We start from the raw sequence: 16,951 nt of genomic DNA on the forward strand, positions 1-16,951 counted from the left end.
CGCCCTTTTATCAAAACCTTTTACCGCCTGTTATTTGGTAAAAATCCCCAATTTCTGTCCCATTTTTACAGGTACACCATTATATAAACCTGCTGTCCACGCTGTGCCTGCCGATTTTGGCAACACAACAATCGCTGTTGAGCCGAGATAAAATCGCCCCAATTCATCGCCTTTTGCCAATTTGACATCATGGGTTTGACGTTGGACTTTGTCACTGCGTTTGATTTTGCCTGTCGCTACCGTTTCAATACCTGCGACAATCATCGCCCCCACTAGCACCACGCACGCCTTACCAAATTCGGTATCAAACACGCAAACACAGCGTTCATTACGAGCGAATAAATCTGGGATATTTTCGGCAGTTTCGTTATTGACCGAAAATAACTGCCCGGGTACATAGATGGTTTCAACCAATGTCCCTTCAAATGGCATATGCACACGGTGATAATTGGTTGGGGCAAGATAAATGGTGGCAAAACTGCCATCGGTCATGGCTTTACCCAGCTCAAAATCTCCCAACAATTGGGCGACACTGTAGGTTCTGCCTTTGGCTTGAAGCAGTTGTTGGTCGTTGATTTGACCGATTTGTGATACTTTACCATCGGCAGGACATACCACGCTGTCAGTATCCGCATCAATGGTGCGTGCATCTGCCCTTAGTTCACGTGTAAAAAAGTCATTAAAGCTGTCGTACTGTGACAGGCTACGGCGTTCATATTCATCCAATTTGATACCATAAGCTGTCGCAAAGGTACGAATAAAGGTTTTTTTGACCCAAGGGTGACGGCTTTGGGCAAGTCTACCTGCCACTTCACTCAAAGTTTGTTGGGGAACGAGGTTTTGTAACGTGGTAAATACAGTCATAGTTGGCTCAAAATGTTGGCTCAAATGAAAAATACGCTTGCCGTTTGGCACAGCGGACTATTATAATCAAAAACCCCATAATATTAAACCCTATCAACCCTTTATCAAGCCCTTATCACTAAAACCACGCCAACGAGGATACCATGAAAGCTGTTATGCAACGAGTCCATTTTGCCAAAGTCGAAGTCGATGGTATCAGCGTGGGAGCAATCAACCAAGGCGTGTTGGTATATCTAGGGCTGGGGCATGAAGACACACTCGATATTGGCAAAAAGATGATTGATAAAATCCTCACGTACCGTGTATTTGAAAATGAACAGGGTAAATTGGATAAAAACGTCAGCGAGGTGCAAGGCGGACTATTAATCGTATCGCAATTCACCCTACTCGCCAATACCCAAAATGGTCGCCGTCCAGACTTCAAGCCTGCCATGCACCCTAGCCTTGCCGAGCCGTTATTCGAGCAAATCGTGGCATACGCCAATCAGCAATATCCGAATGTCGCCACAGGGCAATTTGGGGCAAATATGCAGGTCAGCAGTTGCAACGATGGTCCGATTAACTTTATTTTTGAGTTGAACGGCTAAATTAGTGATGAAATCCAAGCCTAGCCCAGACTTTGTCACATTATTGTCATATTTTTCGGTTGTAATATTGCTGTCATATTTCCCTGCCCTTTGGCAATCATAATAGGACTGACGCAGTTTTATACCATTTATCATTTTTGCGTAAGTCCTAAATCATTGAGAAACTTATGAAAAATGAAACCATCTTAGTGGTCGAAGATGAGCCTGCGATCCGTGAAATGATTATCACCACCCTTGAAATGGCAGGCTTTGATTGTTTGCAAGCTTCGGAGGTCGCCCAAGCCCATCATTTGGTGGTAGACCACCGTCCCAATTTGATTTTACTGGATTGGATGTTGCCCAACGGTTTATCAGGGATTGATTTGTGTCGCCGTCTTAAAAAAGACGAAATGTTGTCCGAAATTCCCATCATCATGCTCACTGCCAAAGGCGAAGAAGATAATAAAGTCCAAGGTCTGGATGCAGGGGCAGATGACTATATCACCAAGCCGTTTTCGACCCGTGAATTGGTTTCTCGTATTAAGGCGGTATTACGCCGTAGCAGTGCCTTGTCAGGCGAAAAGCCAATTAATATCGATGGGTTAACGTTAGACCCCGCCAGCCAGCGTGTTAGTGCCAATAGTAAGCCTGTCGAAATTGGACCGACAGAATACCGTTTATTAGCATTCTTTATGAGCCATCCTGAGCGTGCCTACACTCGCACTCAGCTACTTGACCAAGTTTGGGGCGGTAATGTGTATGTCGAGGATCGCACCATTGATGTGCATATTCGCCGTTTACGAAAGGTGCTTGAGCCGTTTGGATTTGCTGATTATATCCAAACCGTGCGTGGTACAGGCTACCGTTTTTCTAATAAAACCCCTTAACGGCATAGCATGGGATACCCCTAGATGACCGCCAAAAAAATCAACTTATGGTCAACGCTTATCCCAATGCTCATGGTAGCATTGATAGGGCTATTGGCAGGTGGCGTGTTGCATCAATGGGGCTGGGGGCTAGCGATTGGCTTATTGGCGTATGAGCTGTATTTTTTGTTGATGTTACAACGCTTCAAAAACTGGGCAACTCGCCACACGGACGAGCCACCGCCCAATTTTGAAACCAATCTAGACATCATCGCCAGTAGTTTGTATCAAATCAATCGCCAAGAACAACAAGCCCATCAACAAACCATCGAATTGGTCAAAAAAATACGTCAATCAATGGGGGCGATGAATGATGCCATTATCTTGATTGATGAGCGTGACTGTCTGCTATGGTGGAATAAATCTGCCAACCGTATGTTATCCCTGACCCCATCCGATAAAAACAGACATATTTTGACTATTATTCGCAATCCATTATTTCATCAATATTATCATCATACCGAAGATTTTTTGGATGGTATTCGCCTCACCCACTGGCAAGATGCCGAGCGGTTTGTGCAATGTGAAATCACCCAATTTGGGCAAGAAAAACTGATGATGATTTACGATGTCACTCGCATGCAACACCTTGAGCAAATGCGTAAAGACTTTGTTGCCAATGTGTCGCACGAGTTACGCACCCCCCTTACCGTCATTATGGGCTATGTCGAAACCCTCAGCGAACAGCCTGACATCGACCCACGTTGGCAACGGGCATTCGGTCAAATGATGCAACAAAGTCATCGCATGAATAATATTATCAATGACTTATTGCTATTATCACGCCTTGAAAATAACGAAAAACCCAGAGAGCCTGTCAATGTCGATATGCCAAAACTGCTGACCCAACTGTTTGACGATGCCCAAATGTATAACAAAAACTTTGACCATCTCATTCATCTGCACATTGACAGTCAGCAACATATTTTGGGTTATGAAGATTACCTAAGAAGTGCATTAAGCAATCTAATTACCAATGCTATCAAATACACCCCTCAAGGTGGTGAAATCAGTATCAGTTGGCACAATTGTGACGATGGCGTGTGTTTTAGTGTGGAGGATAACGGCATCGGCATTGAGCCTCGCCATATCGAACGCTTAACTGAACGGTTTTATCGAGTTGATAGCGGTCGCAGTCGTGAAACAGGCGGTACAGGCTTGGGGCTGGCGATTGTTAAACACGTGCTATATCAACACCATGCCAAACTCAAAGTCGACTCTAAAGTCGGGAAAGGCTCGACATTTACCATAGAATTTCCGCATAGTAGCTTGGTGGATTAAACCCCCACAAACCCAAAATCCACATTTGGCGTTTTCCCCAAAATAATATCGGTGATGGCTTTAGCAGAGCCATTACTATGCGTCCAACCCAGCGTGCCATGCCCTGTATTGAGGTATAAATTATCAATCACCCCTTGACGATTCACCGCTCGCCCAATAATAGGCACATTGGATGGAGTCATGGGTCGCAAGCCTGTCCAATAATTCGGCTGTGCTAAATCCACCGCATCGCCAAACACCGCCCCCACTCGCTGAGTAATCGCTTGGCAACGAATCGGATTCAAACTTAAATTAAACCCATTAAACTCGGCTGTGCCTGCCACTCGAAGTCGATTACCAAGTCGTGAATATACCAGTTTATACTCATCATCAATCAGACTGACATAAGGCGTTTGGTTGGGCTTTAGCACAGGGTAAGTCGCCGAATAGCCCTTGGCAGGATAAATCGGCAAATCCACCCCCAACGGCTTGGCAAGCAGTGGGCTATAACTCCCCAATGCCAATACATAGCCATCAGCGGATAAATGATGGGTTTGCTGGGTGGTTAAATCGGTGACTTGTACAGACATAATCTGTTGTCGTTGATACACCAATCGCTCGATTTGATGGGATAATAAAAACCTCACGCCTCGTTGTTGGCATTGCTTGGCTAAGGCTTGGGTAAATAGTTTGGCATCGCCCGACTCATCAAGGGCGGTATAGGTCGCACCGACCAGTTTGGCTTCGATATTGGCTAACGCAGGCTCAAGCCCAACCGCCTCAGCGACACTGATTAAACGCCTATCACAACCCAACTGTTGCATTCGCTCAGTGGGGGCGATTGCGGTGGCAAATTCCGCCTCACTGGTATAAAAGTGCATAATGCCTTTGGTCAAACAGTCATAATCAATGCCTGTTTCGGCTCGCACCTCACCCAGCACGGCACGAGAATATAAGCCCAAATTCACCATTTGTACCAAATTGGCATCGGCATTTTTGGCAGTACATTCACGCAAAAACTGCCAGCCCCACCGCCATAACTCACGGTCAAACTCTCGCCCTATCAAGCGTTGCCAACGAAACAACAAGGGAGCATCTTCACGCCATAGCCATTTCATTGCCTTGATTGGTGTGCTAGGATTCGCCCACGGCGTGGCATGGCAGACTGAGATTTGACCGCCATTGGCAAACGAAGTCTGCAAAGCGACCTCGCTTTCTCGCTCAATCAGCGTCACTTCTAAGCCTGCTTTGGATAATTGCCAAGCGGTGGTGACACCGACTACCCCACCGCCCAACACGATAATATGTTTACTCACAAAATGCCTATGGTTAATTTGGTCATTCATTGAAAAGAGAAATTTTAGTATAACACGTCAAAATAGCAAAAAGCCCTAATCTGGGTGGATTAAGGCTTTTTATTTCAAATCTTTTATTGCTAAAACTGGGCTTATACTAAGCCCGATAAATATCGTATTTGTAGGGGCTTATTGAATAAGCCCAATATTTAAAATCTTCAATAGGGCGTAAGCATTACGCCCCTACGACTTTAATTTTTGGAATTGGAATTATTTACTCAATTTGGCACTAATTTCACGCAACAATACCACTTCTTCGCTTGGCTCGGCAGGGGCTTCTTCTGCAGTTTTACGGATGCGGTTCATAAATTTCACCAACATAAAAATCACAAATGCCAAGATGATAAAATTAATCAAAATGGTCAAAAAGTTACCATACGCAAGCATGGGTACGCCTGCTTTTTTTAACGCCTCATAGGTTTCTGGTGTACCTGCAGGGACATCGCCCAACAAGATAAACATATTGGCAAAATCAACCTTGCCAAAAATCGCACCAATCACTGGCATGATGATATCTTCGACCAATGACGTGGTGATTTTACCAAACGCACCGCCGATAATTACACCCACTGCCAAATCCATCACATTGCCTTTTAGGGCAAATTCTTTAAACTCTTGCATCATACTCATAATACTGTCCTCAAATAGAGGGGATACATATCCCAGCCATCGCAATTAATAGCGATTTAAGTTAAGCGATAAAATCCCTATTTTTAAGCAGGGATTTTTAAGAAAATTTTAACGATAAAATTTCGCTTATCATAGAGAAAAAAGCCTGTAATTATTACAGGCTTTTTGTAGCATTTCGTAAGTTGATGCTCATAAATTGGTAACAATACTGTACCAGCTTAGATGCAATCCTTATTTTCTGCCTTGACGTTTACGGTCATTTTCAGTCAAATAACGCTTACGCAAACGGATTGATTTTGGTGTGACTTCTACCAACTCATCATCTTCAATAAATTCAAGGGCTTGCTCAAGGGTAAAGATAATTGGTGGGGTCAAGATAATCGCATCATCCGTACCACTGGCACGTACGTTGGTAAGCTGTTTGGCTTTGGTTGGGTTGACAACCATGTCATCACTGCGAGAATTTTGACCGACAATCATACCTTCATACACTTCGGTTTGTGGTGATACGAACATACGTCCACGCTCTTGTAAGTTAAACAAGGCGTAACCCAATACCGTACCATTCACCATTGAAATCAACACACCATTTTGACGTTTCGCCACATCACCCATTTTGACTGGACCATAATGTGAGAAGCTTGACGTCATAATCCCTGTACCAGAGGTGATGGTCAAGAACTCTGAACGGAAACCAATCAAACCACGAGATGGGACAGTGGCTTCAATACGAATACGACCTTTGCCATCGACTTCCATATTGGTCAATTCACCTTTACGGTAGCCCATTTGCTCCATCACTGCACCTTGGTGCTGTTCTTCTACGTCAAAAATCACGTGTTCAAACGGTTCTTGTTTTTCACCATCAATTTCACGCACGATAACTTCTGGACGAGAAACGCCTAGCTCAAAACCTTCCCGGCGCATATTTTCAATCAATACTGACAAATGCAATTCGCCACGACCTGATACTTTGAATTTGTCAGGACTGTCAGTGTCTTCCACACGCAATGCCACGTTATGAATCAATTCACGCTCAAGACGCTCACGGATATTACGAGAGGTGACAAATTTACCTTCTTTACCTGCAAACGGAGAGTTATTGACTTGGAACGTCATACTTACGGTTGGCTCATCAACGCTCAACGCAGGCAAGGCTTCAACATTTTGTGGGTCACAGATAGTGTCTGAAATATTCAGACCATCAATCCCTGTGATACACACGATATCGCCTGCTTGTGCCATCGGTACTTCGATACGGTCAAGACCATGGTAGCCCATGATTTGTAGAATACGACCGTTACGCTTATTACCTTCTTTATCAATGATGGTAACAGGGGTATTGGTTTTGACTGAACCACGTTGGATACGACCAATACCAATCAAGCCTTTGAAGTTATCATAGTCAAGGCTAGAAATTTGCATTTGGAATGAACCATCCACGTCAACCTGTGGGGCTTCGACCACATTCACGATGGTTTCAAACAATGGTTGCATATCTTCCGCTAGCTCATCAGGGGCAAGACCTGCAATACCATTCATCGCTGAGGTATAAACAATGGGGAAGTCCAACTGCTCGTCAGTCGCACCAAGGTTGTCAAACAAGTCAAACACTTGATCCATAACCCAATCTGGGCGAGCCGAGGGTTTGTCAATTTTATTAATCACGACAATCGGTTTTAGACCACGAGCAAAGGCTTTTGAGGTCACAAAACGGGTCTGTGGCATTGGGCCATCGACCGCATCAACCAATAATAGTACACAATCCACCATAGACATCACACGTTCTACTTCGCCACCAAAGTCGGCGTGACCGGGGGTATCCACGATATTAATACGGTATTCTACACCGTCTTTAGGATTTGTCCATTTGATCGCCGTGTTTTTGGCAAGAATGGTAATACCACGCTCTTGCTCTAGGGCGTTAGAGTCCATAACACGCTCAACTTCGGCAGCACGCTCACCGAATGTGCCTGATTGTTGTAATAATTTATCCACAAGGGTGGTTTTACCGTGGTCAACGTGAGCAATGATGGCAATATTGCGTAAATTTTTGATTGAATCTGACATAAAAAAATAACTCGTTTAAGAAAATAGCTGGGCTATATATTGACTATATAACAGGTAGGGGAAAAATGATGGCTAGTATAACACCGAATCGTGAAATATTGATGAATTTTTTGACAAGCAACAAAAAAGCCACCCCAAAGGGTGACTTTTTTGGATCTATGGTATCGCCACTAAAGATTATTGTACGTTCATATCTTTAGTTTGAGTCACAGTGGCAGTTTTGTTGCCAGTGATGATAGCGTATACACGGCGGTTCATTGCACGACCTTCAGCAGTGTTGTTGTCTGCGATAGGACGGTCATAACCATAACCCACAGTGCTAACACGAGTTGGAGCGATGCCGTATTGGTTAACAAGCATTGATTTCACTGCGTTTGCACGGGCTTCTGATAGACGTTGGTTATAACGTGCTGATGGACCAGTTTTTGACGCATGACCTTCGATAGAAGCAGTTGAATTTGGATATTCATTCATTTTTTCTGCTACTTTTTGGATCTCTGGTTTGTATTGATCTTTGATGACAGTTTTGTCATTGTCAAAGAACACACGAAGTTCCATACGTAGGGCATCAGTTTGATCTAACTGTTTTGGACAGCCATTTGCATCAACTACGACATTTAACGGGGTATTTGGACATTGGTCAACGCTGTCTAAGACGCCGTCTTGATCTGCATCACCGTCTGTTTTAACAACAACAGGCTCTACAATAGTAGGCTCTACTGTGGCTACTGCTGGAGCTAAGTGACCACCTAGAACTACGTTCAAACCAGCCAATGCCATGCCTTCCCACCAGTTGTGGTCGAAGTTGTGGATTGCACGTGCTTCACCACGTAGGCTCAACGCATCATTTAGACGGTAGTAAGCACCAAGACCTAAATTACCAATGGTATCAGTTGAGGTTGCTTTTTCATTACCACTTACAAGAGAAGTTTTTGATTGACCAGCACCTACCAATACGTATGGTTTTACTTTGCTATTGGTGTAACCAGTGAAGGTTTCAGTACCAACGGTAAAGTTACCTGAGTACATTTTTTCTTCAAAAGTAGGGTTTTCTTGAGTGTTACCCTTAGCATCAACTGAATCAGTTGAAGTTTCACCGTATTCTAACTCAAGAGCAACGGTTGGGGTCAACTCGATACCAAAGCCTGCACCCGTGTATAGACCATCTTTTTGAGCATAACCACCAAATTGCTCTTTTTGCTTATCAGCAGTATCATTGATGCCTTCAGCAACGTGGTAGCCTAGGATTAATGGGGTAACAGTAACACCAGCGTTGGCAACAACTGGCATAGCAACGGCTGCAACAACAGCCAAAGCGATTTTATTTAACTTCATGGATTTTCCTCCAAAGGGTAGTCTAAGTTAACAACTAAAATAACTCACAACATCGCATTGTTTAATCAATGTTACTATACAAACGAGCAATGTTGATACTTTGAATATAGCTTAACGGTTGCAAAGTAAGTTTACAACGCTTTTTTTTACTTTGCTACACATTATTACACGATTATCACAATTATGTTATGATTGTTATTAAACAATAGCTTGGTTTATAACACGCATATATGCCTTATAAAAACCAAAATCTAAAGAAACATTCATAGACTGGGTTTTGACATGCTTTAAATTTTAATATACTCCGATTTATTTTACTAGCTCATCGCCAAGGTTTATCACTAAAAACTACATTTTATTCACATTCCTTTACTTTAAATTAATATTTAAGCGTTTAATCAGCTTTTTTAAAAAACATTTTTTGAGTTTTGGTAATGCCTTACTATCAAATTATTGGAATAATGCGAGGATTAAGGTGATTGCGAATGCTTTTTAGTGTATAATTGTTCACTGAATTGAATGGAAATTTTATAAAAGGCATGAAAACATAAGGATATGTTACGATGTTGTCATATTATTTTAGCGATATAAATCAAGGTTTTACCTTGGTAGAGTTATTAACAAGCATAGCAATTCTAGTGATTTTGTTAGGTTTGATTAGTCCAATGGCACTTGATGAATTTAAAAATATGGAAAGCAAAACTATTGCAACCAAAATACATAGTTTTTTAAATAATTCTAAGCAATTAGCTTTGGTTTATCAGTCACCGATTACCTTATGTGTTGCCAATGACAACTACGAATGTGTCCTAACTAATGGCACACAACTCATTAGTTTTATTGATAAAAATGACAACCACCGCATCGACAGCCCCACTGAAACCACTCAACAAATACAAACCTTAGACAATCGTTTTGGTGAAGTAGCGATTAGTGTAGCACTAAATAAAAGCTATATTATTATGAAACCTGACAGTGGGCGACCCATCGGCTATATGGGGAGCATCAAATATTGCCCAACGGATGGTGACAATAAATATAAGTTTAAAATTAGTTTTAGCAAAACAGGGATTATTAAATTGAAAAAAGACAGTGATGAAGCGACTAACTGTTAAAAAAACGCTTCTTTCATGGCTTTCACGGCGTTCTCTAACCCCATAAATACGCTATCAGCAATGATGGCGTGACCGATATTGAGTTCATGGATACCTTCAAAATTCGCAATCGGTGCGACATTATAACGTGTCAAACCATGCCCCGCATTCACCAACAAACTTGGCTGAGTGGCTTTGGCAAAACCAATCGCATCACGAATACGAATCAACTCAGTATCAACCGCATCTTCATCATTAGCCAGCCAATATTCCGCATACGCCCCTGTGTGGATTTCGATGGCATCGGCTTGCAATTCAATACTTTTGGCAATTTGGTCGTGGCTAGGGTCGATAAATAGCGATACTTGCGTACCAACGGCATGCAGTTTTGCAATCGCATGGGCAATTTTATCCGCATTGCCAATCACGTCCAGTCCGCCTTCAGTAGTGAGCTCTTGGCGTTTTTCTGGTACAAGGCATACCCATGCAGGCTTGACATCACAAGCGATGGAAAGCATTTCATCGGTCACTGCCATCTCTAAATTCATGCGTGTGGTCATCACCTTTGCTAAGCGATATACGTCATCATCTTGGATATGACGGCGGTCTTCACGCAAGTGTAAGGTAATACCATCTGCCCCTGCTTGCTCGCAAATTAACGCTCCTTCAACAGGGTCTGGATAGTTTACGCCTCGTGCTTGGCGGAGCGTGGCAATGTGGTCAATATTAACACCTAATAACGGTTTGTTCATGGGCTTGCCTATTTATTTATAAATTATTGATATTGCAAAAATTGTCGCCACAATTCACGGCTTTGTAACTGCTGATAATTTAACAAATTATCCAAAATATTGCGATAGATACCACCCATTTGATTGAGTACATGTGTCGTTGATTGCGGTGTGTTTGCCAAACTTTGCTCAAAAATAGCAGTGTCTTGCAAACACGCTTGCCATTGCTGGATTTGCTCGCCTGTCACCACAAAATCTGCTTTATCCAATGCTAACAGATCAACAAACCCTTGTTGCAGTTGATAACGGTAAACTTGTTCGGCTTGATAAGATAAACCAAACGAATCCACGCTAAAATCCAAGCCATAACCCAATTCATCAAATAATAAGGTTTCAAACTGACGTAATTGCCATTTTAATAGGGTTAAATCATCTGTAGTTGAAGTTTGAAAAAGTTGTGAAATCTGCTGAATCGTGCCTTGATAGCCTAGCCATAATTCGCCGAGCGGTTCTTCAACTGGTAATAATTTGAGCAAAATTTCATTGAGATATAGCCCTGCAAATAGCCCCTGCCCTGTCAATGATGTGTTAAATGTTATCACTTGACTTTGGCTAAAGGTTTTAAGGCTGTTTTTACCTGTGGCAAACAAGGCAATCGGCATAAATAACGGCAAGTTTTTTTTACCAATGCCATGTACCACGCCCCATTCTTGGGTAAAAAAATAAATCAGACTACGACTTTCACCATGCGGTTTTTGGTGTAAAACGTAGCCTGTGAGTGGTTGGTTTCGCACGCTTTTTTAATAGCCCAAACTGGTTAAGGCTCTTTCATCATCCGACCAACCTTTTTTGACTTTCACCCACAAAGTCAGCATAACTTTTTTGCCAAACATCGCTTCCATGTCTTGCCGTGCATCAATGCCAATTTGTTTGATTTTTTCGCCTTTATCGCCAATGACGATGGCTTTCTGCCCTTGACGTTCGACAAAAATGGTCGCATCAATAAAGGTCACCGCTTTTCGCCATTTGCCAGTTTTTGGGTCTTGGTGGGCAGGTTCATCTTTAAAAGTATCAATTTGCACGGTCAAGTCATACGGAATCTCATCGCCTGAACTACGCATGACTTTTTCACGAATCATTTCACTGGCTAAAAAACGCTCAGAACGGTCAGTGACCTGCTCGGCAGCATAAATCGGCTCGGCGATTGGTAAATGTTTACCAATGACTTTTAGCAATTCGTCCAAATTTTGCCCACGCAATGCTGAAACTGGCACGATATCAGCAAACACGCCTGTATCATGTAGTTTTTGCAATAACGCAAACATTTCGACACGGCTATCAACCGTATCGGTTTTATTTACCACAGCAACCACAGGCACATCAAGGTTTTGCACTTTGGCAAACACCAGCTCGTCATCGCTGACCCATTTTAGCCCATCGACCACAAACAGCACCACATCGACATCGACCAACGCAGAGGTGGCCGCCTTATTCATGCGTTCGTTGATGGCTCGTACTTCTTTGGCGTGGATACCCGGCGTATCGACAAACACCGCCTGCATGGCTTCATCGGTATAAATTCCCATAATACGATGGCGGGTGGTTTGTGGTTTGCGTGAAGTAATCGACAGTTTTTGACCTAAAATATGGTTCATCAAGGTTGATTTGCCGACATTCGGACGACCGACAATCGCCACATAACCTGTGCGAAAGTCTTCGGCTCGCTCGGGTTCAGCTTGGCTTGGGTTAAAAAATTGGGCGATGACATCATCATTTGGGTCTAACATAGCGTTGGTTTCATTCATAAATTTGGGTATTCATTAATTAAGTTGTTTGGTTAATTCTAATAGCATTAATTCAGCACAGCGTTGTTCGGCAATACGGCGACTTTCGCCTTGAGCATTGGTTTTATGATTAAAAATTTGATTATCAAGGCTAAAATTAACATGACAATCTACAATAAAGGTTTGATTGGGGGCATTGCCCAACGTATCAATAAGCTCATAACGTGGCAGTGCAATTTGATGGGCTTGCAATAACTCTTGCAAACGACTTTTGCCATCTTTTAGCACTTTTTGTTCATCGACTTTATCAAACAGCTCACTAAACCACGCCAAAACACAGGCTTTGACCGTATTAAAATCGCCACTGTCCAAATAAATCGCCCCAATCAGCGCTTCCACCGCATCAGCAAGAATCGAGGCACGCTGTCTGCCACCGCCTTTTCGCTCACCGACACCCAAAATCAGATAGTCTGATAGCTTCAAGTTTTTGGCAATAATTACCAAGGTGGCTTCACGCACCAAAGTGGCACGCATGCGAGTCAACTGCCCTTCATTATACGTGGGATTGCGTTGAAATAAGGCTTCGGCAATGACCACACCGAGCAACGCATCGCCCAAAAACTCAAGACGTTCATAGTTATGCTCGCTGTCATACGAGCGGTGCATCAATGCCAAAATTGGTAAGTTAATATTACTAAACTGATAACCCATTTGATAAAACAACGCTGTCAGTTGACGCACTTGGGGCGGTAGTTTTTTTTGGTCAAAAATGGGTGGTGTAATATCAGTCATGTCAATCATTAATCATTTGGCGAACATAAGGGTTTAGCGAAATTCACAACAAGGCGATGTTACCTTATTGTTTGGCAAGCTTGGCATCTTCTGCAGTAATGGTATCTTCAAAACGATTGACAATATCCACATTCCCAAAGAAATTATTGACTTCGCTATAATTCAATTTGACGCTCATCGCCCCTGGCATATTATCCACTACTTCAATCACTTCTTCTGGCTTTTGAGTATAACCATTAATATTCCACTGTGACATCAAATTATTCAAAAACTGTTTATCAGTTTCTTTATTATCATTGGATTTTTTAAGTTCCCATGCCACCGATTTTTTTAATTGATAGTGACCGATTTGGGCAGGAATAATGCCCATACCGATTTTACCGCATACCACAATCAGTACAATCAAAATCACAATACCTGAAACGCTTGCACCTCGTTGTTGACTAGGTAAATTCATGGTTTGCTCCAAAATTATCATTATTAATATAGGAAATTAATTAAACATCAAACATCAAAACGTATGGCATCCAGTTGATAGACAAACATAATGTTTGTCCTTACAATTTACCCCAACTACGCAAGAAACGTCAACCGTTATCAGTGAATTGCACCGTTACGATTGAAAGTCGGTACACTCAAGCCAGTTTGTTTGTGCATCCAAACATAAGTTGCCTTACCTGCCAAATTTTCATCTGGCACAAAGCCCCAAAAACGGCTATCGGCACTGCGGTCACGGTTATCACCCATCACAAAATACTGCCCTTGGGGAACGGTCACTTGCCATTGTTGCCCTTGGGTTTGGTTAAGGGTTGGTGATACTTTTTGTAAAAATTCGGCATACGGATACCATTGGTCACCCAAATAACGGACATTATGCGTATGTTCACTACTTACCGCTTCTTGCACATATTTAGCCGATTGCTCTTCTTGATTGCCCATCGCTTGGGCTTGTTCTAGGGTAATCGCCTGCCCTGTTTCGGTCTGCCCTGCTGGGTATAATTGGGCGGTCATCTTGGGGTCAGGGGTATAGTTCGCAGGAACGGTGGCGATAGCTTTCCCATTAACACTGAGTACGCCATTGTTAAAACTCACCGTATCACCACCCACACCAATCACACGCTTGATGTAGTAAATTTTTGGATTTTCAGGGTAGCGGAAAACAACCACATCGCCATGTTGCGGATTGCCTAAATCCACCACTTTGGTGTTGATGAGTGGCAAGCGAATACCATAGGCATATTTATTAACGGCTATAAAATCGCCTGTATATAAAGTGGGTACCATTGATGATGATGGAATGTTAAATGGCTCAACAATAAATGAACGCACCACCAACACCACAGCTAAAATGGGAAAAAAATCATACGCCCAACGCACTAGGGCGGTTGATTGTTCTAAGCCTTTGGTTTTTTTCTGTTTTAATACCAGTTTATCCAGTAGCCAAATCGCCCCCAAAACAAGGGTTAGAGGTACAAGAACTAAATTAAAATCAAAATCCATTGGGTTTTCCCTTTAACATTCTGTTTGACATAGCAATTTTGCTGTCAATTTTCGTGGGTCGTGGGTTACGCTTTACCACCCATTTGAATGAACCTAGAAATAATATTTTGAAATTTTGGGCGTATGCAATACGCCCCTACCAAACTATCTTATTTCTAATTTAAACTACGATAAAAACCACATTTCAACGAAATTATGATTGGTTATCCACTTTTAATACAGCCAAAAACGCTTCTTGTGGAATCTCAACTCGTCCCACTTGTTTCATGCGTTTTTTACCTTCTTTTTGTTTTGACAGCAGTTTTTTCTTACGAGATACGTCACCGCCATAACATTTTGCCAAGACGTCTTTTCGCATGGCTTTCACGGTACTACGAGCAATAATTTGGCTACCAATCGCCGCTTGAATCGCCACATCAAACATCTGACGTGGAATCAATTCTTTCATTTTTTCGACCAACTGATTACCACGATAGCGAGCTTGTTCGGCATGGCAAATCATCGCCAAGGCATCGACTTTTTCACCGTTAATTAGCACATCAACACGCACCAGTTTATCGGTTTCAAAACGCTCAAAGCTATAATCCAATGAGGCAAACCCACGAGAAACCGACTTCAAGCGGTCAAAAAAGTCCATCACCACTTCACCCATCGGAATATCAAAGGTGAGTTGCACTTGATTACCCATAAACTTCATATCGACCTGCATACCACGGCGTTCGATACACAAGGTCATCACGTTACCGAGATAGTCGGGTGGGACAAGGATATGACAGCGAGCAATCGGCTCTCGAAATTCATCAATCGTGCCGACATCTGGGAGCTTGGATGGATTGTCGATTTGGATGATGTCGCCATTGCGTTTTTTGATTTCATAAATCACCGTGGGAGCGGTGGTAATCAGGTCTAGGTCGTATTCTCGCTCAAGACGCTCTTGGATAATCTCCATGTGAAGCATCCCCAAGAAACCACAGCGAAAGCCAAAGCCCAACGCATCTGAGGTATCTGGCTCAAAGAAAAGAGCCGCATCATTGACTTGCAGTTTTTGTAGGGCTTCACGGAAGGCTTCAAAATCGCTCGAATCGACTGGGAACATCCCTGCATACACTTGCGGTTTGACTTTTTTGAAACCCGGAATACTATCGACATCAGGCGTTTTGGTATGGGTAATGGTATCACCGACAGGTGCACCACCGATGTCTTTAATCCCTGCAATCACAAAGCCAACTTCACCTGCTTCTAAGATATTGGTTTCGAGTGACTTAGGGGTAAATACACCAATCGAGGTCACAGGATGCGACATTTTGGTCGATTTGATATAGATTTTATCGTCTTTCTTTAATGTCCCTTGACGGACTCGCACCAGCGATACCACGCCAAGGTAATTATCAAACCAAGAGTCAATAATCAAGGCTTGCAGAGGTGCATCACGGTCGCCCACTGGGGCAGGGATTTTTTCCACAATCGCTTGCAACAAGTCATCCACGCCCACGCCTGTCTTAGCAGATACACGAGGGGCTTCCATCGCTTCGATACCGATGATGTCTTCGATTTCTTGAATCACACGCTCTGGGTCAACTTGGGGTAAGTCGATTTTATTGAGAACAGGCAGCACTTCCAAACCTTGCTCAAGTGCGGTGTAGCAGTTGGCAACCGATTGGGCTTCAACACCTTGAGCGGCGTCAACGACCAGCAACGCCCCTTCACAGGCGGCAAGTGAACGTGACACTTCATACGAGAAGTCCACGTGCCCTGGCGTGTCAATAAAGTTAAATTGATAACGCTCGCCATTGGGGTGATTGTAATACAAGGTCACCGACTGGGCTTTAATAGTAATGCCACGCTCACGCTCAATGTCCATCGAATCAAGGACTTGAGCCTGCATCTCACGAGCATCTAGCCCGCCACACATTTGGATAATGCGGTCAGCCAAGGTGGATTTACCGTGGTCAATATGGGCAATAATTGAAAAATTACGAATATTTGCTAAAGCGGTCACGTTTACCTACTACCTAAAATCAGCCAAAATTATTTTACGCAAAAT

Annotated in this window: 16 protein-coding genes; 4 read left to right on the forward strand and 12 right to left on the reverse strand. The window is 42.9% G+C overall.

Annotated features, from left to right (window positions below; genetic code table 11):
* Window positions 1–30: 30 nt before the first annotated feature.
* Window positions 31–864 (reverse strand): archaetidylserine decarboxylase, encoded by an 834-nt coding sequence (asd, locus tag ACK1U4_RS05195; protein ID WP_419400912.1) that lies wholly within the window; start codon window positions 862–864, stop codon window positions 31–33.
* Between the two features lie 143 nt (window positions 865–1,007).
* Between asd and dtd the strand changes: the two genes are divergently transcribed.
* The 3 genes from dtd (at window position 1,008) to phoR (ending at window position 3,637) form a co-directional block, all read left to right on the forward strand.
* Complete coding sequence (gene dtd, locus ACK1U4_RS05200) at window positions 1,008–1,451, forward strand: D-aminoacyl-tRNA deacylase (RefSeq protein WP_419400913.1); 444 nt, start codon at window positions 1,008–1,010, stop codon at window positions 1,449–1,451.
* Window positions 1,452–1,618: 167 nt separating this feature from the next.
* Window positions 1,619–2,317, forward strand: a complete 699-nt coding sequence (gene phoB / locus ACK1U4_RS05205) for a phosphate regulon transcriptional regulator PhoB (RefSeq protein WP_419400914.1) — start codon at window positions 1,619–1,621, stop codon at window positions 2,315–2,317.
* 24 nt (window positions 2,318–2,341) lie between these two features.
* Window positions 2,342–3,637 carry a phosphate regulon sensor histidine kinase PhoR gene (phoR, locus tag ACK1U4_RS05210; RefSeq protein WP_419400915.1) on the forward strand — a complete coding sequence of 432 codons (1,296 nt, stop codon included), beginning with the start codon at window positions 2,342–2,344 and terminating at the stop codon, window positions 3,635–3,637.
* Here phoR and ACK1U4_RS05215 read toward each other — a convergent pair.
* The 4 genes from ACK1U4_RS05215 to ACK1U4_RS05230 all read right to left on the reverse strand — a co-directional run bounded on the left by ACK1U4_RS05215 (window position 3,634) and on the right by ACK1U4_RS05230 (window position 9,006).
* Window positions 3,634–4,932 (reverse strand): D-amino acid dehydrogenase, encoded by a 1,299-nt coding sequence (locus ACK1U4_RS05215; protein ID WP_419400916.1) that lies wholly within the window; start codon window positions 4,930–4,932, stop codon window positions 3,634–3,636. The two genes, phoR and ACK1U4_RS05215, sit on opposite strands and share 4 nt — an antisense overlap.
* Before the next feature lie 249 nt (window positions 4,933–5,181).
* Complete coding sequence (gene mscL, locus ACK1U4_RS05220) at window positions 5,182–5,601, reverse strand: large conductance mechanosensitive channel protein MscL (RefSeq protein WP_419400917.1); 420 nt, start codon at window positions 5,599–5,601, stop codon at window positions 5,182–5,184.
* A gap of 231 nt (window positions 5,602–5,832) precedes the next feature.
* Window positions 5,833–7,671, reverse strand: a complete 1,839-nt coding sequence (gene typA / locus ACK1U4_RS05225) for a translational GTPase TypA (RefSeq protein WP_419400918.1) — start codon at window positions 7,669–7,671, stop codon at window positions 5,833–5,835.
* A 177-nt stretch (window positions 7,672–7,848) separates the two neighbouring features.
* Window positions 7,849–9,006, reverse strand: coding sequence for an OmpA family protein (locus ACK1U4_RS05230; protein ID WP_419400919.1), 1,158 nt, complete (start codon window positions 9,004–9,006; stop codon window positions 7,849–7,851).
* A gap of 563 nt (window positions 9,007–9,569) precedes the next feature.
* Here ACK1U4_RS05230 and ACK1U4_RS05235 point away from each other — a divergent pair.
* Window positions 9,570–10,121 carry a pilus assembly FimT family protein gene (locus ACK1U4_RS05235; protein WP_419400920.1) on the forward strand — a complete coding sequence of 184 codons (552 nt, stop codon included), beginning with the start codon at window positions 9,570–9,572 and terminating at the stop codon, window positions 10,119–10,121.
* Here ACK1U4_RS05235 and pdxJ read toward each other — a convergent pair.
* The 7 genes from pdxJ to lepA all read right to left on the reverse strand — a co-directional run bounded on the left by pdxJ (window position 10,118) and on the right by lepA (window position 16,906).
* Window positions 10,118–10,852, reverse strand: coding sequence for a pyridoxine 5'-phosphate synthase (pdxJ, locus tag ACK1U4_RS05240; RefSeq protein ID WP_419400921.1), 735 nt, complete (start codon window positions 10,850–10,852; stop codon window positions 10,118–10,120). The genes ACK1U4_RS05235 and pdxJ overlap by 4 nt on opposite strands.
* 23 nt (window positions 10,853–10,875) lie before the next feature.
* The gene (gene recO / locus ACK1U4_RS05245) at window positions 10,876–11,625 is read right to left on the reverse strand and encodes a DNA repair protein RecO (RefSeq protein WP_419400922.1); all 750 of its coding nucleotides are present in this window, start codon (window positions 11,623–11,625) and stop codon (window positions 10,876–10,878) included.
* A 6-nt stretch (window positions 11,626–11,631) separates the two neighbouring features.
* A complete protein-coding gene (gene era, locus ACK1U4_RS05250; RefSeq protein ID WP_419400923.1) occupies window positions 11,632–12,636 on the reverse strand; it encodes a GTPase Era in 1,005 nt (334 codons plus the stop codon).
* 15 nt (window positions 12,637–12,651) lie between these two features.
* Window positions 12,652–13,407 (reverse strand): ribonuclease III, encoded by a 756-nt coding sequence (gene rnc / locus ACK1U4_RS05255; RefSeq protein WP_419400924.1) that lies wholly within the window; start codon window positions 13,405–13,407, stop codon window positions 12,652–12,654.
* Window positions 13,408–13,471: 64 nt separating this feature from the next.
* Window positions 13,472–13,864, reverse strand: a complete 393-nt coding sequence (locus ACK1U4_RS05260) for a DUF4845 domain-containing protein (RefSeq protein WP_419400925.1) — start codon at window positions 13,862–13,864, stop codon at window positions 13,472–13,474.
* A 140-nt stretch (window positions 13,865–14,004) separates the two neighbouring features.
* Window positions 14,005–14,907, reverse strand: coding sequence for a signal peptidase I (gene lepB, locus ACK1U4_RS05265; protein ID WP_419400926.1), 903 nt, complete (start codon window positions 14,905–14,907; stop codon window positions 14,005–14,007).
* A 193-nt stretch (window positions 14,908–15,100) separates the two neighbouring features.
* Window positions 15,101–16,906, reverse strand: a complete 1,806-nt coding sequence (gene lepA, locus ACK1U4_RS05270) for a translation elongation factor 4 (RefSeq protein WP_419400927.1) — start codon at window positions 16,904–16,906, stop codon at window positions 15,101–15,103.
* Window positions 16,907–16,951 lie beyond the last annotated feature (45 nt).

Source organism: Moraxella sp. TY6 (assembly GCF_048551375.1).
Lineage (GTDB): Bacteria > Pseudomonadota > Gammaproteobacteria > Pseudomonadales > Moraxellaceae > Faucicola.